Origin of the sequence: Mycobacterium sp., from assembly GCF_035506235.1 — a bacterium.
In the GTDB taxonomy this organism is placed as follows: domain Bacteria; phylum Actinomycetota; class Actinomycetes; order Mycobacteriales; family Mycobacteriaceae; genus Mycobacterium.
The window spans coordinates 46418-65406 of the sequence record NZ_DATJPU010000269.1 but is presented as its reverse complement, the minus strand read 5'-3'; the positions used below and the strand labels follow the sequence as shown (position 1 = coordinate 65406).

The window sequence follows — 18989 nt, the reverse complement described above, 5'->3', positions numbered from 1 at the left end:
GACCGTGCTCTGAGGGCGGCCGCTGTCGGCGTGTCGGCGCCGTGACTGCACACGGCGCGGAGAGCTACGCGTCGGGCTCCTCACCCGGCGGCTGCTCCCCGCGCAGCCGGGCCTGCAATTGTTCGCGTTCCCGGCGCCGCCGTTCGGCGGCGATGGCCAGCCCGGCGGTGGCGCGCCGGCGCAGCGGGGCAAACAGCCAGATGCCCAAAGGCATCGCGATGATCAGAGCGAACAACGCCGCCACGATGACGGGGAACTGGGTGATCCCCAGCAGTCGCGCGACCCCGTAGATCGCGCCGCTGAGCGCGACCACCAGCACCAACCGCGCCGCCGCGTAGAGCAAAACGTCGCCGGCTGTGCTAGTCCGCGGATGCCCGCGTGCCTGCTCCCCAGTGGCGTTGTCGCCGGGCTCTTCTGACACAGGTCGAGCCTACGGGGCGCGTATATTCGCTCGAAGGAGGTGTTGAGTGCTCTACCTGCTGCTCGTCCTGATCCTGGGGACGCTGATCTATGTTGGCTGGCGTGCGGCGCGGTCACAGGCCCACCGGCCCAAGACGCGCGTCATCGGACCCGACGACGATCCGGACTTCCTCCGGCGGCTAGGTCACGGGGACAACAACCCCCGCTAAGCGACACCCGGGTTGCGCTGATCGCCGGGGAACCCGTCGGCCACGACGGCCGCCAGTTCGGTGAGCGCCTCGCGTGTCCCGCGCCGCAACCGATCCAGCTCGATCTCGGCGCCCTCCTCCAGGTGAGGGTCGAACGGGATCAGGCGCACGGCGCGGCAGCGGCGCGAGAAGTGATCGATCACCTTGTTCATGTCGACCTTGCCGGGGCGCGGCCGCACGGCGTTGATGACCGCGATCGAGTTGCGCACCAGCTCCTGGTGTCCGTGCGCGTCCAGCCAGTCCAGCGTCGCCGACGCGCTGCGCGCGCCGTCGATGGACCCCGAGGCGACCACCAGCAACACGTCGGCCTTGTCCAGCACCGACGACATCACCGAGTGCAGCAGCCCGGGGCCGCAGTCGGTGAGCACCAGGCCGTAGAACCGCTCCAGGATGTCCAGGACGCGGGCGTAGTCGTCGGCGCCGAACGCCTCGGAGACGGCCGGGTCGGTTTCCGACGCCAGGACCTCCAGCCCGCTCGGGCCCTTCGATGTGTAGCGGCGCACGTCGCTGTAGCGCTCGATGGTCGCGGCGTCGTGCAGCAGCTGACGCACCGTCGCCGCCGTCTCCAACGGGATCTTCTGGCTCAGGGTGCCGCGGTCGGGGTTGGCGTCGACCGCCACCACCCGGTCGCCGCGGATGGAGGAGAAGGTCGAGCCCAGCATCGCGGTGATCGTGGTCTTCCCGACGCCACCCTTCAGCGACAGCAGGGCGATCCGGTAGCTGCCCCGCAGCGGCCGGTTGACCTGGGCCACCAGGTTGTTGTGGCGCAAGGCGCGGGGGCTCTCGCCCAGGTTGATCAGGTGACCGGACAGGTCGTAGACCAACCGGCGCCAACCCTCCGATGGCGGGGGCTTGACCGGTCGCAACAGCATGCCGGTGGACAGCTCCGGGTAGGGCGTGTGCGGCAGGTACTCGGGCCGGTACGGGGGCGGCTGGCCTTCCGGGGTTCCAGTGGGAGGCGCTTCGGCCGGCCCGTTGTAGTAGGCGCCGTAGGCGGTCGGGTCGACGCGGGGGATGCCCGTGACCGGGGTGGAATCCCAGGGCGGCATTCCCGCGCGCGCCGGTGCGGGTCCGGGTGCGGTGGGCGGTGCCGCCTCCCGCCTCTCGGGTGCGGGAGCCCGCCGCTCGGTGCGGAATCCGGCGAAGGCGCGGGTCGGCGCGTCGCCCTCCGGCTCCGCCGGTTCGTTGGACTGGTGCTGCGGGGGCATCTCCGTGGTCTGTGGCTCCTTGGGCGCACCCACGCCCGTCGTTGGATGGTCGGACACCTGTGCTCCCCCTCGTTGCGATTACTTAGGTCGGTTGCTCATTGTCATCCCACGCCCGCATACGAATGCAGGCCCACGGTCACCAGGTTAACGAAGAACAAGTTGAAGACCATGGCCACGAACCCCACGACGTTGATCCACGCCGACTTCCTGTCCCGCCAGCCCGCGGTTGACCTGGCATGCAGATAGGCGGCATATACCACCCACGCGATGAACGAAACGGTCTCCTTGGGATCCCAGCCCCAGTACCGGCCCCAGGCTTCCTCGGCCCAGATGGCGCCGAAGATCACCCCGAAACCGAACACGGGAAACGCGAAGATCGTGGTGCGGTAGGCGACGCGGTCCAGGGTCTGCGCGTCGGGCAGGCGCTGCACCATCCCGGCCGGCGCGCCGTCGGCGGCGTCATCACTCAGCCGCGACGTGCGCAGCAGGAACAGGATGCTGGCGATGCCGGCGACCATGAATACCCCGGAACCAAGGCTCACCACCGACACGTGGATGGGCAGCCAGTAGGACTGCAGCGCGGGCATCACCGGCGCGGCGTTGGCGTAGAGCCAGCGCCCGGAAACCGTGAGCAGGATCAGCACCGGCACCAGCAGGAACACCCATAGGGGGCGGTATTGGGGCCGGCGCAACACGATCGCGCCGGCGACCAGGCCACAGAAGCAGGTCAGGTTGATGAACTCGTACATGTTGCCCCACGGCACCCGCAGGGTCGCCAGGCCGCGCAGCACGATGCAGGCCGCCAGTAGCCCGATGCCGAGATAGACCACGGCCAGCCCGGCCCGGCCGACGCGCTCGTCGAAGGGGCGCTGGTCCGTGTCCTCCACGATGCCGGGGACGGCGCTGTCGGGGGCGACCGAGCCGGCCGGGACGCGCCGGTCCACGCGGCGGCCCCCGACGTAGGCCAGCTCGAAGGCCAGCAGCAACATGGCCACCACCAGGGCCACCACCGCCGAGGTGAACGCCCAGTCGGAGCAGCGCGCCAGCCCGATGTTGACGTGCAGGGTATTCATGTGACGTCCACCTGAGAACTCCTTCTGGACGCGGCGGGTTTGCCCAGTCCGTCGAGCAAGCGCTCGGTCAGCCGCTCGAACTCGTCGCCCCACCCGGAGTTGTCGGTGCGCGCCAGCCCGCCCAGTTCGACGTTCACCGTACCGGCCCCGGGAATCAGCCGGACCCACACCCTGCGGCGGCGCACCAGCAGCGACACCAGCAGCCCGGCCATCATCGTGACGGCGAAGACGAGCACCCAGGTCTGGCCCGGGTCGCGGGAGACCTGCAGGTTGACGAACGGCACGGCCCCGTCGAAGCGGACGACGGTGCCGGCGGCCGGACCCTGCTCGAGCCGCACCTGTTGCCCGGCGCGCAGGTTGACCCGCTTCTCCCTGGTCAGCCGGCCCTGCTCGATCAGCCGGGGATCCAGCGTGAACAACGACTGCGGCCGCCCGGTGTCCAGGCCGGTGTCGCCGCGGTAGATGTCGACGGCCACCGCGGGGGCGTTGAGCGCGGGGAAGCGGGACGACAACAGGGTCCCGTCGAGTTGCTCGGTGGGCGCCAGCAGGCCCTGGATCGCGATCTCGTGCTGGCGGCGCTCGGCCGCGTTGGGATAGCTGCCGGCGGGCGGGTCGATCCGCGCCACTCCCGAACTGAGCAGGGTCTGCGGGTTGTCGGGCCGCCATTGCACGGTCGAGGTGCGCGTCTGTCCGTCCGGGAAGGTCACGGTGAACGTGGGCGCGTAGCCGTGGCCCTGTAGGTACACCCGGTCGCCGCCGACCCGCAGCGGGTGGTTGACCTCCAGCAGGTAGTGCCGCCAGCTATTGGCGGCCAGGTCGCGACCGGCCTGGTAATCGATGTCCGCAGCGAACGAGGTGGCCTGCCCCGACGGTAGGTAGTGGGCCTGAAAGTCGTTGACCCGGACGCAGATCGGGTGCAGCGACGTGCCGTCGACGGTGTTGCCGGCGCGGAACGAATCGAAGGCGGCCGGCGACGCCGAGCAGAAGCCGGGGCCGCCGTCGGCGATGACGATGACGTTGCCCTCGTAGCCGAACAGCTTGCCGACGGCCACCGCGACCAGCAGCCCCAGCAACGAGAAGTGGAAGACGATGTTGCCGAATTCGCGCAGGTAGCCCTTCTCGGCCGAGACCTCCACGGCTTGGCCTTCATGCCGGATGGCCGTGCGCCAGCCGCGGAGCCGGCCGGCGATCGTGTTCGCGAGGGCGTTCAGCTCCGCGGCGTCGCCGGGCAGCTGGGCGCTGGCGTGCTTGGGCAGCCGGGCCAGGTTCCGCGGAGCGGGCACCGGGGTGGCGCGCAGGCTGCGCGCGTGTTCGATCATCCGCGGGGTCAGGCAGCCGACCAGGGAGACGAACAGCAGCACGTAGATGGCGGTGAACCAGAAGCTGGAGAACACGTCGAACGCCTGCAGCCGGTTCAGCCAGGGGCCGATCACGCGATGGCCGGCCAGGTACTCGTCGACCTTGCCGGCGTTGAGGCTGCGCTGCGGCAGCAGCGCGCCGGGTATCGCGCCCAGCGCGAGCAGGAACAACAGCACCAGCGCGGTCCCCATCGAGGTCAGCGCGCGCCAGGTGTTGCGCCCCTTTTGCGCGAGCCACATCAAATCGGCAGCCTCACGTCGGACACGAACGCGTCGCGCAGCCAGGAGATGAAGTCGTTCCACATCCCGGTGACCAGCAGGGCACCGACCGCGATCAGCAGCGCGCCGCCGAACACCTGGATGGCCCGGGTGTGCCGCCGCAGCCAGCCCAGGGCCCCCACCGCGCCCGCCGAGCCGAACGCCAGCAACACGAACGGGATGCCCAGCCCCAGGCAGTAGGCGATCACCAGCGCGACGCCGCGCGCGACGTTGGCGCCCTCGGTGGCCGACGCGACGGTGATCACCCCGGTCAGCGTCGGCCCCAGGCACGGCGTCCAGCCGAGCGCGAACACCGCGCCCAGCACCGGCGCGCCCGCGACCGTGGTCAGCTGTCGCGGGCTGAACCGCGCCTGCCGCTGCAGCGCCGGGATGAGGCCCACGAACACCAGCCCCATCACTATGGTCAGCACGCCCCCCACCCGCTGCAGGGCCAACTGGTTGGTGATCAGCGTGGTGGTCATGCCGAGAACGGCAACGGTGCCGAGGACGAACACCGTGGTGAACCCGGCGACGAACAACGCCGCCGACCCCGCGACCCGCCACCGGGCCGAACTCGCGGGGCGCCAGAAGGCACCGTGCGCGCCCGGGGGCGGCTGCTCGTCCACCCCGACGACCGCGGCCAGATAGGACAGGTAGCCGGGCACCAGCGGCACCACGCACGGGGAGGCGAACGACACCAGCCCGGCCAGCAGGCACACCCCCAGCGCCACCAACAGCGGTCCGGCGGCGGCGATCTCGGTGAAGCCGGTCACTCGCGGGCCACCCGCTGCACCACCGGCTGCAGGTCCGGGGCCAGCAGCTCGCGCAGGAAGACGGCCGCGACCCGGTGCTGGCGGTCCAGCACCAGCGTGGACGGGATGACGGTGGTGGGGTACTTTCCACCGAACGCGATCAGGGTGCGCATCGCCGGATCGTAAAGGGACGGGTAGCTCACGTGGTGATCGTCGACGAAGTCCAGGGCAGCCTGGCGGTTGTTGTCCCGGACGTCGATGCCGAGAAAAGACACCCCGGCGCCGCGGGTGGCGTCGTAGACCTGCTGCAGCTGGCCGACCTCGGCGCGGCACGGCCCACACCATTGTCCCCAGATGTTGACGACGACGACCTGGCCGTCGAAGTCGTCGAGCGATCGGGTGTGCGCGGGGTCGGCCAGGTCCGGTCCGGACAGCGGACCGGGCCGGCCGCGGCTGGCGGGCGGGTCGTAGTAGATGTCGGTTTTGCCGCCGGGCGAGACGAATTCGAAGGTGCCGCCCTGGGCCACCGCGTCGCGACCGGAACAGCCGACGAGAACGGTCGTCAGCACCACCCCGGCGATCGCCAGCCGCCGCATGCTCAGGCGCCCGCCGGTTGGGAGTACTCGATGTCGACCAGGCGGTCGCCGTCGTAGATCAGGGTGGTGACCGAGCACAACCCGCATTCGCGCCGGCGCGGGTCATGCCAGAGCCGCCTGCCGCTGAGGTGCAGCCGCAGCGTCCACACCGGCAGTTGGTGGCTGACGCACACCACCTCTTGGCCGGTACCCCGGGCGCGCGCCTTGTCCACGGCGGTCGTCATCCGGTCCGCGATCTCGGCGTAGGGCTCGCCCCACGAGGGGGTGAACGGGTTGCGCAGCTGCCACCAGAACCGCGGGTCGCGCCACGCGCCGTCGCCGGGGCCGACGCGGCGGCCCTCGAAGAAGTTGGCCGACTCGATCAGGTCGGGGTCGGTGTCCACGGCCAGGTCGTGCTTGGCGGCGATGGGCGCGGCGGTCTCCTGGGCGCGCTGCAACGGGGAGGCGATGACGGCGACGATGTCGCGGCCCGCCAGCGCCTCGGCGACCGCATCCGCCTGCGCCCTGCCCTTCTCGGACAGGTGGAATCCGGGCAGCCGCCCGTACAGGACGCCGCTGGGGTTGTGCACCTCGCCGTGGCGCACCACGTGGACCCTGGTCTCGTTGGCCATCACGGCTTGTCCTCCCGGGCGGCCGCGGCGGCCCGACGGGCCGCATCGGGCAGCGCCTCGGCGACCCGGGCGAACGCGTCGTCGTCCAGGGCGGTCGAGACGAACCACGCCTCGAAGGCGCTGCACGGCGGGTAGACGCCCGCGTCCAGCAGGGCGTGAAAAAACGGTGGGTAGCGCCAGGTCGCACTCGCCCGGGCCGACGCGAAGTCGGTCACCGGAGTCTCGGAGAAGAACACGCTGAGCATGTTTCCGGCCCGCGGGATCTGATGGGGCACACCGGCTTTCGTCAGCGCCTCGGATAGCAGCCCGGCCAGGCCGTCCGCGTTGGCGTCCAGCGCCGCGTAGGCGACGTCGTCGGCCGCGCGCAGCGTGGCCAGCCCGGCGGCCACCGCCACCGGGTTCCCCGACAACGTCCCGGCCTGATAGACCGGCCCCAGCGGCGCCAGCCGCTCCATCACGTCGGCCCGCCCGCCGAACGCGGCGGCCGGCAACCCTCCACTCATCACCTTGCCGAAGGTGAACAGGTCGGCGGCGACCGGATCGATTCCGTACCAACCGCTTCGGCTGACCCGGAAGCCCGTCATCACCTCGTCGACGATCAGCAGCGCGCCGTGCTCGGCGGTGATCGCGCGCAGCCCCTGGTTGTAGCCCGGCGCGGGCGGGACGACTCCCATGTTTCCCGGGCTGGCTTCGGTGATCACCGCGGCGATCTGGTCGCCGAAGCTCGCGAAAGTCTGGCGCACGGCCTCGACGTCGTTGTAGGGCAACACGATTGTGTCTGCCGCGGCCGCACCGGTCACGCCCGGCGAGGACGGCAGGCCCAGGGTCGCTACGCCGGAGCCCGCGTCGGCGAGCAACGCGTCGACATGGCCGTGGTAGCAACCGGAGAACTTGACGATCTTGGCCCTGCCGGTGAACCCGCGGGCCAACCGGACCGCGCTCATGGTGGCCTCGGTGCCGGAGTTCACCAGCCGGACCCGCTCGACCGGGGCGATCCGCCCGATGATCTCGGCGGCAAGCTCGCTCTCGCCCGGTGTCGGCGCCCCGAACGACAGGCCGGAGGCGGCGGCCTCGGCGACGGCGTCGACAACGGCCGGGTGGGCGTGGCCCAGGATCATCGGCCCCCAGGAGCAGACCAGGTCGACGTAGCGGTTGCCGTCGGCGTCGGTGAGCCGGCACCCGCGTGCCTCGGTGATGAACCGCGGGGTGCCCCCCACCGCCGTGAACGCCCGCACCGGGGAGTTCACCCCGCCCGGAATCACCGTGCAGGCAGCCTCGAACAACTTCGCCGACGCCGCTGTGGCCCTTGCCGCGGCCGGGGCGGGCGCGGTCGCCTGGTCACTGCTACCCATGCCGACCAGTGTCCCAGCCTCCGCAAATCGTTCAACTACAGGGTGTAGCAGATGTGCGTATCAGGCGTCTTGGTTGTCGGCTTGCTGGGCGGCCTGCAGGTCGCGCCGCGCGGCCTCTCGCTCCCTTTCGGCCGCGCGCCGGTGAGCGTCGACGTCGCCGAGGCCCTCCTCGACCGCGAGTTCGTGGACTTCGGCGGCGCGTTCGTGGGCGGCGCCGGCCTCCCAATGGCGGCGCAGGTCGCGTTGACGCGCCTCCTGGTCACGCTCGTGCGCACGCTCGGCGGACTCGGCGGCACGCTTGACGTCTTCCTCGGTGACGGCCTTCCGGGCGGCGAGTTCGGTACCCCGACGAAGCAGCTCCTGGGCGCGCTGGGCGGCCTGTTCACCTGGTGAAACGGCCATGAGCCGACATTACGCCTGCGGTTGCGAATCCGGGCGGCGACCGGCGAGCCGCGCCGCGACGCGCCGTGCGGCCTTGAAGTCGCCCGGACCCGGCGACTTGGATGAAAGCATGGAATTCCCGCAAGGGCTCGCACGGTTCAACCGGCACGTCACCAACCCCGTCCAGCGGCTGTGGGCGGGTTGGCTTCCACCGTTCGGCATCGTCGAACACGTCGGCCGGCGTTCGGGCAAGCAGTATCGCACCCCGGTGAATGTGTTCAGCGCCACCGTTGACGGCAAACCCGGGGTGGCGGTCCCCCTGGCCTACGGCCCCGACCGTGACTGGCTGAAGAATCTCAAGGCCGCCGGTGGCGGGCGGATGCAGCGCTACGGCAAGACCTTTGGCGTCGCCGACCCTCAGGTGGTCACCCAGGCCGAGGCGGCGACGCACGTGACCAGCGGCATACGGCCGATTTTCGCGAGGCTGCCGTTCGAGCAAGCCGTGCTGCTGACCAGGACCGGCTGACCGCCTACGCGACATACTCGGGCAGCGCGACGTCGTCGACGAATTCGCGCCGGATGGCCCAGTCGGCCAGCCCGGGGATGTTTAGCAGCTTGGTCGCCTGATTGCGGGTCCACAGCCCGAGCTTCGTCTTCGGCGCGAACATCGCGGCGAAGCCGCGCGCCGAACGCTGCCGGGCCTCGACGATCGGACGCATCCGGCGCTCATAGCGACCAAACGCATCCCGATGATCGGCTCCGGCGCCGTTGAGCTCGCCCGCCAGGATGTAGGCCTGCACCATCGCCAGACCCGTCCCCTCACCCGCCAGCAGAGAGACCGCGGCCGCGGCGTCGCCGATGAGCGCAACCCGCCCATCCGACCAGTGGTCCAGGACGATCTGGCTCGCGCGGTCGAAGTACACATCGGACACCCCGTCGAGCGCGCGCAGGATCTCGGGGCATTCCCAGCCGGCGTCGCCGAAGACCCGCCGCAGGACGGACTTGGCGTGCGAAACATCCTGTGGGTCCGGGCCGCTCATGTAGTTGGTGGCGAAAACGAAGAGGAACAGTGTCTTCTCGTCGCGCATCGCGAATCTCGCGATCATGCGCCCGGGAGTCGTGTAGGCGAGGTAGACGAGTTCGTCGCGCGGCTGATAGCCTCGGGCTTCGAATGCCGCGACCCGGTAGCCGAGATCGGTCTCGAATCGAGATTCCGGGCCAAATACCAACTCTCGCACCGGAGAATGGATGCCACCCGCGCCGACGAGCAGGTCGAATCGTCGTGTCCGGCCGCGCTCGAGTGTGACCCGCACACCCGACGCGTCCTGCGTGATCGCCGAAACGCTTTCCCCGAAAAGGGTTTCGACGTGGTGGTCGACGGAGCGGTAGATCGCGGCCGCCAGATCGCCACGCGGCACGGTGACGAAACGGTCATCGAGGTTCCGCCGGAACAGCTCGGCCGAGAAGCCGCCCACCCGTCGCGAATTCCGGTCGACCAGTCGCAGCTCCTGTACCGCATATCCTGCGGCGTGCAATTCGGCGGTCAGTCCCATGCGCTCGGCAACGGCGTACCCGCCACCCCAGAAGTCCACGACATAGCCGCCCGTGCGGAGCCGCGGCGCCTTTTCGATCAGTGTCGGCTCGTGGCCATAGCGCGACAGCCAGTATGCAAGCGTGGGGCCGGCGATGCCGGCACCGACGATGGCGACCTTCATGCGCGCGCACCTCACTTGAGTGGAGTCGGCTCTATCATAGCATTATGCAACAGTTGCACTAGGAAGTAGAATCTATGGCGGGTCGGCCTCCGAGAGGAGGCCGTTGTGCTGAGGGAACTTTCGGGCATGCCGCCCGGAGTCCACGCCCTGAATGCCGTCGGGACGGTGACGGCGGCAGATTACGGGCGGGTGTCCGCACAGATGGTCGACCGGGCGCGGCGAAGCGGAAGTCGGATGCGGCCGCTCTACAGAGGCCGTCGGCCGCGCGGCACCGGCCGGTTGAGAACTCAATCCCCCGAGGGGATTTCGCGTTCGATGCGGATCCGGCCGCGGGCCCGGGCGAGGAAGTACAGCCCGATCACGACCGCCCAGGACAGCAGGCTGAGCCACAGTTGACTGCGCGCGGAGCGGTCGAACGCCATCTGCGCCAGCACGGCGGTGATTCCGGCCAGGGTGAGGATCGACAGCACCGGGAAGAACCACATCTTGACCCGCAGCTTTTCCTCGGGTGTGCGCCTGCGCAGGATGATCTGCGACAACGCGATCAACCAGTAGACGAACAAGATGATCGCGCCCGAGGAGTTGAGCAGGAACAGGAACACGGTGCCGGGTGCGAGCCACGCCATGATGACGCAACCGAAACCGACCGCCGACGAGCACACGATGGCCAGGTGCGGCACCCCGCGCCGGCTGAGCCTGACCAGCCGGGCCGGGGCCTCCCGCCGATCGGCGAGCACGAAGAGCATGCGCGACGCCGTGTACAAGCCCGAGTTCAGGCAGGACAGCACCGCGGTCAGCACCACGGCATTCATCACCTGATCCGCCCCGCGCAGGCCCATGTGCTTGAACGCGGCGACGTACGGCGAGGCGCCCAGTTCGACCGAATTCCACGGCAGGATCACCACGAGCAGAAACACCGAACCCACGAAGAAGATCCCGATGCGCGCCACCACCGATCTCGTCGCCCGCTGGACGGCGAGCTCCGGATCACGGCTTTCGGCGGCGGCGACGGTGACGATCTCGGCGCCGACCATCGAGAAGATCACCACGACGATGGCGGCGAAGACCGCCCCGACGCCCTTCGGGAAGAGTCCGCCGTGCGACGTGAGATTGGAGAAATCCGCGTGCTGGCCGGGGAGCAGGCCGAGCGCGAAGATCGAGCCGACGACCAGGAAGACGACGATCGTGGCGACTTTGATTCCGGCGAACCAGAATTCGAATTCGCCGAAGGACGACACCGAGAACAGGTTCGTCGCGGTCATCAGCACCATCAGGCACAGCGAGAGCAGCCACAGCGGCGCATGGAACCAGTAGTTGAGCACCTTTCCGCCGGCGACCGCCTCGAACCCGACCACGATCACCCAGAAGTACCAATACAGCCACGCCACCGAAAACCCCGCCCAGCCGCCCAGGGCCCGTGCCGCGTAATCGGCGAACGACCCCGTCGAGGGGTTGGCGGCCGCCATCTCGCCCAGCATCCGCATCACCAGGACGATCAGCAGGCCGCACAGCGCGTACGTGAGGAACGCGGCGGGCCCGGTGTCTTTGATCACCACGCCGGAGCCGACGAACAAGCCGGCGCCGATCACCCCGCCGAGGGCGATCATGCTGAGCTGCCGCTGCGACAGCCCTTGCCGCAGTTGCGTTGTGCCGGTCATGGTTAACCACAGCACATCGGCAGCCGGGGCACCACCCCGGCGCGTCGGTCGAAAGCGCGTCAGTCCACGCGGGTGGCGACCACGGACCAGACCGGCAGGTGCACCAGGCCGTCCTGCAGCAGCGGGCTCAGGATGTCCAGCTGGCGCTTCAGCGGCTGCATCTTCTCGACGGTGTCGCCCTGCTGCTCGGCCAGGATCTTGCTCATTGCCTCGAAGGTCGCGGGGCCGAAGCGGGCCAGGTAGGTGGTGCCGCCCAGGTAGTCCAGGCGCCACCCACCGTTCCCGAGCACGCGCTCGAAGTTGTCGGCGGGGATGCCCGTCCACTGCAGGCCGTTGACGTTGTGCGGGCTGAACTCGAACATGAACAGCCGCGCGCCGGGCTTGGTGGCTCGGTGCAGCGCCTGCGCGTAGCGGGTCTGCACCGCCTCGTCGTCCATGAACACGTGGTAAAAGGCGCTGTCCACCACCGTGTCGAACCGGCCCTCGAACCCATCCAGCCTGGTGGCGTCGGCCACCTGGAAGTCGACCCGCACCCCGGCCCGCTCGGCGTTGCGCCTGGCCCGCTCGATGGCGGTGGGCGACCCGTCGATTCCGGTGGCCGAATAGCCTTGGGAGGCATAGTGAATCGCGTGATAGCCGGGACCGGTTCCCGGGTCGAGCACCTCGCCGCGGATCGCCCCGTACGCCACCAGCTGCTGCACCACCGGCTGCGGGCCGCCGATGTCCCAGGGGATCAGGCCGTCGGTGTGTTCCGCCTCGCCGTACAACGGCTCGAATCCGGTAACGCTCGCGTCGGCTGTCATGGTCTTCGCCTCCATCTTGTAGACGTCGTCGTTCACTAATTGACCACCGTAGTCCTGGCGGCCAAGGAACACAATCGTGCACTGCAACCGGCACGGGCAGGCGCCGGTCAGCTCAGAGGTGGAGGTCTTGATCCCGGATGAGCGCAGTGGCGAACACGCTGATTATCACCGCCGTGGTCACCAGATAGCCACACGCGAGCCACGGCTCACCGCCGGCGGCCGCGATCAGCGCGGTGAGGATCATCGGGGTGACGCCACTCCACCGTCGTGCCGAGCAGGCTGGCCGCCACGACGGTGCGCAGGCGCCGACGTTGCTGCGCGGCGGATTCGTGGTGGGCACCTGCCGCGGCGACCGTCCCGACGGTCAGCGTCGGCGCCATGACTAATGCGCCGACGCGATCGCGAACGGCGTCGCCGGTGCAGGTTGCGACTGGCGGTTGGGGCTCTGCCACAGGCCTTTTCGCTCGAGCAGCGGCAGCACGCCCTCCCCGAACCAGTAGGCCTCCTCCAGGTGCGGATAGCCCGACAGGATGAAGTGGCTGATGCCCAGCCGCGAGTACTCGACCAGCCGTTCGGCCACCTCGGCGTGCGACCCGACCAGCGCGGTGCCGGCGCCGCCGCGCACCAGGCCGACCCCGGCCCATAAGTTTGGGGCGACCACGAGCCGGCCGCTGTCGCCGCCGTGCAGCTGCAACATGCGGCGCTGGCCCTCCGATTCGCTGCGCGCCAGGCTGGCCTGCACCCGCTCGACATCGGCCGGGTCGACGGCCGCGAGCAACCGATCAGCCTCGGCCCATGCCTGCTCGGAGGTGTCTCGGCTGATCACGTGAATCCGCAAGCCGTACTGCAGGATTCGTCCCGCGGGGCTAGCCTGGGCGGCCAGCCCGCGAATCCAGTCGAGTTTTTTGGCGACGGCCGCCGGCGGCTCACCCCAGGTCAGGTAGACGTCGGAGTAGTTGGCCGCGACCGGCCCGGCGGCCGCCGAAGAACCGCCGAAGAACACCGCGGGTATCGGGTCGGGTGGGTTGTTCGGCTGGGCGCCCTCGATGCGAATGTGGTCTCCGGCGAAGGTTACCGGCTCCCGCGCGGTCCACAGTTGCCGGACCACGTGCAAGAACTCGGCGGTGCGGGCGTATCGCGACTCCTTGTCCACGAAATCCCCGTAGGCCCGTTGTTCGTGCGGTTCGCCGCCGGTGACGACGTTGAGCAGCAGCCGGCCGTCGGAGTGCCGCTGGAAGGTCCCGGCCATCTGGGCGGCCAGGGTGGGGCTGAGCAGCCCGGGCCGGAATGCGACGAGGAACTTCAGCGTGCGGGTGCCCTCGATCAGCATCGCCGTCGTCAACCACGCATCCTCACACCACAATCCGGTCGGCGTGAGCACCGCCTCGAAGCCGTTGTCTTCGGCGGCCGCGCAAATCTGGTGCAGGTAACGCAAGGTCGCGGGCCGGTCGCCGTGCATCGCCGTGCCGTGCCCGCCCGCGACGAGGTTGCGCGAATCCCCGTACGTCGGCAAAAACCAATGAAACGCCAGGCTCATCCATCTCCCCTCTGATCTCTGGCATCCTCCGGGGGATGCGCGCGCCGCGCGAGGGTTGAAAACTTCCAGATTGGATCGCGCTCGGCGCTAGCGCGGGTTGCCGGTGTGTGGGTCGAGGGTCAGCGTCGGTTGGGCCGGACCGCCGAAATCGAACATCCCGGTGAGCGCGCCGGCGCGCTCGTCGAAGGAGTGATCACCGATGCGGCCGGTGCTCCAGTTGTCCTCGATGAACCGCAGGACCGACGTTTGGTCGATGAGCGTGTGATCGACGAAATTGGCTCTGGCATAAGGAGATAGAATCAGCAGCGGCAGCCGCGGGCCGTACCCGCACCGTCCCTGGTACGCGGCGGGCGCGGCGTCCGGATCACCGCAACGGCCCGGACCGTTCAGGGCGTCTTCCGGTGTCGCCGAGGACGACACGACCGACGAGGGCTTGTGATCGTACCAGCCGTCGGAGTCGTCGTAGGTGATGACGATCGCCATATCCCGCCACTCCGGCAGCCTCTGCAGATGGTTGACGGTCTCGACGAGGAACTGCTGCTCGTCGAGCGGATCGGAGTAACCGGCGTGCCCGTTCTGGTATGCCGGCGGTTTCAGGAAGCTCACCGCGGGCAGGTGACCGCCGTCGGCGGCGGCCCAGAAGTCCGACAGGTCGTATTGATGGTTGGCCTGGTCGCCAAGACCGATCTTGTCGGTGGCGCTCGGCGGCAGGTGGTGCGGATTGGCGGTGGACGGGTAGTACTGGAACGGCTCGTGATGAGGGACGTAATCCGGTTTGGTGCCGAACGGCAATGCGCCGGTCGTACCGGTCCCGCCCACGGCCGCGCCGATGTCGTGTGTCGCCCCGCACGCCGCCGCGCCGTTCGGTCCGCGGCCGGTGGGCTTGAAACCGCCCTGGAAATAACCCCAGGTGACGCCCTTCGCGTTGAGGAGATTGCCGACGTTCTTGTTGTCGGAGCCGAACTGCACCTGGTCGCGGGAGGAGCAGTCGTCACCGAGGGGTTGCGAATCGTCGATGAGGGTCCCCTGCCCGTTGCCGGTGTTGTCGATCACGTTGTGCGGCGGGAAGGGCTGGCCGCCCGGCATGAACTTGGCTGTCACGCCATGGGTTTGGCCCGACACCAGGTTGATGTGGCCGGGCGAGGAAGGGCCGAACGTGCTGTTGTAGAAGTTGTCGCTCATCGAATAGCGCTGCGCGTAGTTCCACAGCGCCGTCACCGTGTTGCCGTCGTAGTAGCCCATCACCAGGCCGTGGGCGTTGAAGGCCGGCGGCGCGCAGGGGTCGCCCTCGGTGTGCTCGACGAAGCGGTCCATCGCGCCGCCGTTGAACGCCGACTGCTCGGCTTGATAGGCGTGGTCCTGGTCGCAGGTGACCTGCTGGGCCGGCCCGCCAAGGCGCATCGGCTGGACCGCATTGGGGTTGTGCGCCAACAACTCTGGGGTGAGGCCGTCCACTGCGGGGGTGTCCGATTTGGCGGTGAACGGCTGGCCGTCGACGTTGGCCGCGCGCGGATAGGTGCCGAAGTAGTGATCGAACGACACGTTCTCCTCGAAGACGACGACGAGGTGGTGGATCGGCGTGGCGGTCGGGGGTTCCGCGGCCGGGGCCGCGGGCCGCTGCGCGCATGCGGCGACGAGACCGAGCACCGCGACGGGGACCGCCAGGACGGCGGAGCGCTGCATCACCATGCCGCAGAGGCCTACCGGGTCCAGGTCTTCAGCCGGTGCCCAGTGCGTTAACGGCGCACCAACAAAGGGCGTACGGCGCATCGAAGGTCTCCTGTTCGCGACCGGGAGATCACACGAGATCACACAATGCTTCCAAAACGGCGTGGCTTGGGCGAAAACGCCCGGTCGGCGGGGCATTATGACGCCTGTGCCTGACCTGAACCGCCGCGCGGTACTGCGTATGGGCGCCGGTGCCAGTGCGGCGGCCGCTGGCGCGTGGGTTTTGAGCGCGCTGCTGGATCCGCTCGAGCCGCACGCGGCGCCGCTCGCGCCCGCCCCCTTCGAGCCGTCGGCGGCCGGCAGCACCCTGCCCAACCGGTTGACCGGTTCCTTCGTCTCCGCGGCGCGCGGCGGCGTCAAGACCAACTGGGTGGTCGCCCTGCCCCCCGGGCAGAAGGCCGAAGCCGGCGCCCTGCGTCCGGTCATCGCGCTGCACGGCAAGGACGGCGACGCCAACATGGTGCTCGACTGCGGCGTCGAGAGGGCGCTGGCCCAATTGGTCAGGGAAGGCAAGCCGCCGATCGCGGTGGTGGGCGTCGACGGCGGCGCCAACAGCTACTGGCACCGCAGGGCCTCGGGCGAGGACCCCGGCGCGATGGTGCTCGAAGAGCTGTTGCCGATGCTGTCCTCGATGGGTTTCGACACCTCCCGGGTTGGCTTTTTGGGGTGGTCGATGGGCGGCTACGGGGCGCTGCATCTGGGCGCCAAGCTCGGCCCGTCGCGCACGGCTGGGATCTGCGCGATCAGCCCGGCGCTGTACACCTCGTTCACGGGCAGCGAGCCGGGAGCCTTCGACAGCTACGACGACTGGGTGCAGAACAGCGTTGTCGGTGTGCCGGCACTGAATTCGATTCCGCTGCGCGTGGATTGCGGCACCTTCGACCGCTTCTATTTCGCCACAAGACAATTCGTCAGCCAGCTGAAGACCCCGCCGGCGGGCAGCTTCTCCCTGGGCGGACACGACATCGGCTACTGGCGAACGCAATTGCCGGGCGAGCTGGCCTGGATGGCGACCTAGGCCACGCAGATGACAGTCCGGCAGGAAGACACCCCCAGCGGCCCACGTCGAGTGGAGCGGCGGGCTTCCCGGGACGGATTTCGCCCGGACATCGAGGGCCTGCGCGCCGTCGCGGTCATCGCGGTCGTGCTCTACCACGCGGGCATACCCGGCCTCGGCGGCGGCTACATCGGTGTGGACGTCTTCTTCGTCATCTCCGGCTTCCTCATCACCGGACTGCTCTGGCGCGAGGCCACCACCACCAATACCGTTCGCCTGGGCCGCTTCTACGGCGCACGGGCCCGGCGCCTGCTGCCGGCCGCGGCCACCGTCGGCGTCGCCACCGCCGTCGTGGCGGCCGCCGTGCTGCCGCCGCTGCAGGCGCGCAGCGTCTTCGTGGACGGCATCGCCAGCGCCCTGTACGTGGGCAACTACCGGTTCGCCACACAGCGCACCGACTACCTGTCCGCCGACCTTCCGTCGCCGTTCCAGCACTACTGGTCGCTCGGCGTCGAGGAGCAGTTCTATCTGGTGTGGCCGCTGCTGATCATCGGCACGGCGTGGCTCGTCGGCCGGGTGCGGCGCGGCGCCGCAGCGGGGCCCACGCCGTATGCGGCGGTGTTGGCGGTGGCGGCGGCGGCATCGCTGGCGGCCGACGTGGTGTGGACCCGCACGTCCCCCTCCTGGGCGTTCTTCTCGCTGCCCACCCGGGCCTGGGAGCTTGCGGCCGGTGGTCTGGTCGCCCTGTCGATTCGGCACTGGCGCAAGCTGCCCCCGCTGCCCGCCGCGATCGTCGGATGGGGTGGCCTGGCACTGATCGCGCTGACCTGCACCCAGCTGGGCCCCGGCACCCCCTACCCCGGCACCGCGGCGCTGCTGCCCGTGCTGGGGACCGCGCTGGTGATCGGCGGCGGTTGCGTTACCGGCGGCCTGGGCGCCGGCCGCGTGCTGTGCCGGCCGGCGATGCGGGCGATCGGGCGGGTGTCGTATTCCTGGTACCTGTGGCACTGGCCGGTGCTGCTGCTCATGCCGCAGCTGCTGGGGGAGCCCGCGGGGCTGCCGGCCAGGCTGACGGCCACCGCGGTGTCCGGCGGGCTCGCGGTGATCACGTTGCATCTGGTCGAAAACCCCGGCCGGTTCGCGGCGGCGTTGCGCCGATCGGTGAAGGCCAGCCTCGCGGCGGCCGCCGGCGCCAGCGCGGCGGCGGCCTGCGCGTGCGCGCTGTTGCTGACGGTGACACCGGTGCCCGCGGGCCACGGAGTCGCGGCCCCGAAGGCGAACATCGTCGCGCTGCCCCCGGCGAACGTCCCCGAGGTCAGCCCCCGGGAAGCGACGGTCCGCCAGGCCTTCGCGCAGGTGCGCGACGCCGTCGCGGCGTCGGCCGGCCTGCGCGCCGTCCCGTCCAACCTGGACCCGCCCCTCGCCCAGGCACCGGCCGACAAGGCGGCCGTCTTCGTCAACGGTTGCGTGCGCTCGTGGCGCGAGGTCGGCCAAAACAAGTGCGCGACGGGCGATATCGCCTCGCCGACGACGGTGGCCCTGGTCGGCGACTCGCACGCCGCCATGTGGGAGCCGGCGTTCCGGCGGGCCGCCGAGCAGCGCCACTGGCGACTGGAGACGCTGGCCAAGGTGACCTGCCCGCTGCAGGAACTGCCGATCCGCAGCCCGTATCTGGGCCGCGAGTACTCGGAGTGCGAACAGTGGCGCGCCCAGATCGTGGACCGGCTGAAGGCCGAGCACCCGCGCCTGGTGGTGCTGGACATGAGCCGACGCTACGGCGCGGATTTCGGCTTCGTGTCCTACGACCCGGCGTGGATCGACACCCTGGGGCGCGCGGTGACGCAGCTGCGGAGCACCGGCGCGACCGTCCTGGTCCTCGGGCCGGCGCCGGACCCGCACGGCCCCGTGCCCGCCTGCTTGTCGGCCCATCTCGACGACGCCACCGCGTGCGCGCCGGCGCGGTCGGCCGCGCTCGACGGCGGAGGTATCGGCGCCGAGCGGGCGGTGACCACCGGCGGGGGTGGGCAGTACGCCGACCTGACCGACCTGTTCTGCAGCCCCGACCGCTGCCCGCCGATCGTCGGCAACACCCTGGTTTTTCGCGACGACAACCACGTGACGACCGAGTACGCGCAACTACTGGCGCCCGTGATGGGTGCGCTGGCAGACCGCGCGCTGGCGGGCGGTTGACCCGTAATGAACTTCTCTCCCCGGACGAACGTCTTATCACCGAAGGGTTTTTGGAGGTTGTGAAATGACTTCGCTGCTGTTGGTCTGCATTGCGGCCATCGCGC

General features: G+C 69.8%; 19 protein-coding genes and 1 pseudogene. 5 read left to right on the top strand and 15 right to left on the bottom strand.

From position 1 onward, the window contains the following. Positions 1–64: 64 nt before the first annotated feature. Entirely contained in the window at positions 65–421 is a 357-nt protein-coding gene (locus tag VMD50_RS25815) for a DUF4229 domain-containing protein (RefSeq protein ID WP_414686173.1), read from the bottom strand. A gap of 46 nt (positions 422–467) precedes the next feature. On the opposite strand from VMD50_RS25815, the gene VMD50_RS25810 reads away from it, so the two are divergent. Then, entirely contained in the window at positions 468–629 is a 162-nt protein-coding gene (locus VMD50_RS25810; RefSeq protein WP_096866246.1) for a hypothetical protein, read from the top strand. Here VMD50_RS25810 and VMD50_RS25805 read toward each other — a convergent pair. From VMD50_RS25805 to VMD50_RS25770, 8 genes are read right to left on the bottom strand one after another with little or no spacing between them, the layout of a single operon-like run. Next, a complete protein-coding gene (locus VMD50_RS25805) occupies positions 626–1933 on the bottom strand; it encodes a MinD/ParA family ATP-binding protein (protein ID WP_414686172.1) in 1308 nt (435 codons plus the stop codon). The genes VMD50_RS25810 and VMD50_RS25805 overlap by 4 nt on opposite strands. Positions 1934–1977: 44 nt before the next feature. Continuing rightward, positions 1978–2949, bottom strand: a complete 972-nt coding sequence (gene ccsB, locus VMD50_RS25800; protein WP_325432095.1) for a c-type cytochrome biogenesis protein CcsB — start codon at positions 2947–2949, stop codon at positions 1978–1980. Next, complete coding sequence (gene resB / locus VMD50_RS25795) at positions 2946–4547, bottom strand: cytochrome c biogenesis protein ResB (RefSeq protein ID WP_325432093.1); 1602 nt, start codon at positions 4545–4547, stop codon at positions 2946–2948. The genes ccsB and resB overlap by 4 nt, the downstream gene beginning before the upstream one ends. After that, positions 4547–5338 carry a cytochrome c biogenesis CcdA family protein gene (locus VMD50_RS25790; RefSeq protein ID WP_325432091.1) on the bottom strand — a complete coding sequence of 264 codons (792 nt, stop codon included), beginning with the start codon at positions 5336–5338 and terminating at the stop codon, positions 4547–4549. Before VMD50_RS25790 ends, resB begins: the two co-directional genes overlap by 1 nt. Beyond that, a complete protein-coding gene (locus VMD50_RS25785) occupies positions 5335–5913 on the bottom strand; it encodes a TlpA disulfide reductase family protein (RefSeq protein ID WP_414686171.1) in 579 nt (192 codons plus the stop codon). Before VMD50_RS25785 ends, VMD50_RS25790 begins: the two co-directional genes overlap by 4 nt. Positions 5914–5915: 2 nt before the next feature. Beyond that, positions 5916–6524 carry a histidine phosphatase family protein gene (locus tag VMD50_RS25780; protein WP_325432089.1) on the bottom strand — a complete coding sequence of 203 codons (609 nt, stop codon included), beginning with the start codon at positions 6522–6524 and terminating at the stop codon, positions 5916–5918. Continuing rightward, on the bottom strand, positions 6524–7876 hold the full coding sequence (gene hemL / locus VMD50_RS25775) for a glutamate-1-semialdehyde 2,1-aminomutase (RefSeq protein ID WP_325432087.1): 1353 nt from the start codon (positions 7874–7876) through the stop codon (positions 6524–6526). Before hemL ends, VMD50_RS25780 begins: the two co-directional genes overlap by 1 nt. A 60-nt stretch (positions 7877–7936) precedes the next feature. Further along, on the bottom strand, positions 7937–8278 hold the full coding sequence (locus VMD50_RS25770) for a hypothetical protein (RefSeq protein ID WP_325432085.1): 342 nt from the start codon (positions 8276–8278) through the stop codon (positions 7937–7939). A 109-nt stretch (positions 8279–8387) separates the two neighbouring features. Here VMD50_RS25770 and VMD50_RS25765 point away from each other — a divergent pair, with 109 nt between their 5' ends. Beyond that, positions 8388–8783, top strand: a complete 396-nt coding sequence (locus VMD50_RS25765) for a nitroreductase family deazaflavin-dependent oxidoreductase (protein WP_325432083.1) — start codon at positions 8388–8390, stop codon at positions 8781–8783. A gap of 4 nt (positions 8784–8787) precedes the next feature. On the opposite strand, the gene VMD50_RS25760 is transcribed toward VMD50_RS25765, so the two are convergent. The 4 genes and pseudogenes from VMD50_RS25760 to VMD50_RS25745 form a co-directional block, all read right to left on the bottom strand. Further along, the gene (locus VMD50_RS25760; protein ID WP_325432081.1) at positions 8788–9972 is read right to left on the bottom strand and encodes an FAD-binding domain; all 1185 of its coding nucleotides are present in this window, start codon (positions 9970–9972) and stop codon (positions 8788–8790) included. 287 nt (positions 9973–10259) lie between these two features. Beyond that, the gene (locus tag VMD50_RS25755) at positions 10260–11630 is read right to left on the bottom strand and encodes an amino acid permease (RefSeq protein ID WP_325432079.1); all 1371 of its coding nucleotides are present in this window, start codon (positions 11628–11630) and stop codon (positions 10260–10262) included. Between the two features lie 59 nt (positions 11631–11689). Next, positions 11690–12433, bottom strand: coding sequence for a class I SAM-dependent methyltransferase (locus VMD50_RS25750; RefSeq protein ID WP_414686178.1), 744 nt, complete (start codon positions 12431–12433; stop codon positions 11690–11692). Between the two features lie 112 nt (positions 12434–12545). Next, positions 12546–12692, bottom strand: a pseudogene (locus VMD50_RS25745) (MFS transporter); the annotation flags it as partial. On the opposite strand from VMD50_RS25745, the gene VMD50_RS25740 reads away from it, so the two are divergent. Then, positions 12682–12819, top strand: coding sequence for a hypothetical protein (locus VMD50_RS25740; RefSeq protein WP_325432190.1), 138 nt, complete (start codon positions 12682–12684; stop codon positions 12817–12819). The pseudogene VMD50_RS25745 and the gene VMD50_RS25740 sit on opposite strands and share 11 nt — an antisense overlap. On the opposite strand, the gene VMD50_RS25735 is transcribed toward VMD50_RS25740, so the two are convergent. Both VMD50_RS25735 and VMD50_RS25730 read right to left on the bottom strand, forming a co-directional pair. Further along, positions 12816–13970, bottom strand: a complete 1155-nt coding sequence (locus VMD50_RS25735) for an LLM class flavin-dependent oxidoreductase (protein ID WP_325432075.1) — start codon at positions 13968–13970, stop codon at positions 12816–12818. The genes VMD50_RS25740 and VMD50_RS25735 overlap by 4 nt on opposite strands. A gap of 87 nt (positions 13971–14057) precedes the next feature. Next, positions 14058–15740 carry a phospholipase C gene (locus VMD50_RS25730; protein ID WP_325432073.1) on the bottom strand — a complete coding sequence of 561 codons (1683 nt, stop codon included), beginning with the start codon at positions 15738–15740 and terminating at the stop codon, positions 14058–14060. Between the two features lie 97 nt (positions 15741–15837). Between VMD50_RS25730 and VMD50_RS25725 the strand changes: the two genes are divergently transcribed. After that, complete coding sequence (locus tag VMD50_RS25725; RefSeq protein ID WP_325432071.1) at positions 15838–16716, top strand: alpha/beta hydrolase; 879 nt, start codon at positions 15838–15840, stop codon at positions 16714–16716. Positions 16717–16725: 9 nt separating this feature from the next. Next, positions 16726–18885 (top strand): acyltransferase family protein, encoded by a 2160-nt coding sequence (locus tag VMD50_RS25720; protein ID WP_414686170.1) that lies wholly within the window; start codon positions 16726–16728, stop codon positions 18883–18885. Positions 18886–18989 lie beyond the last annotated feature (104 nt).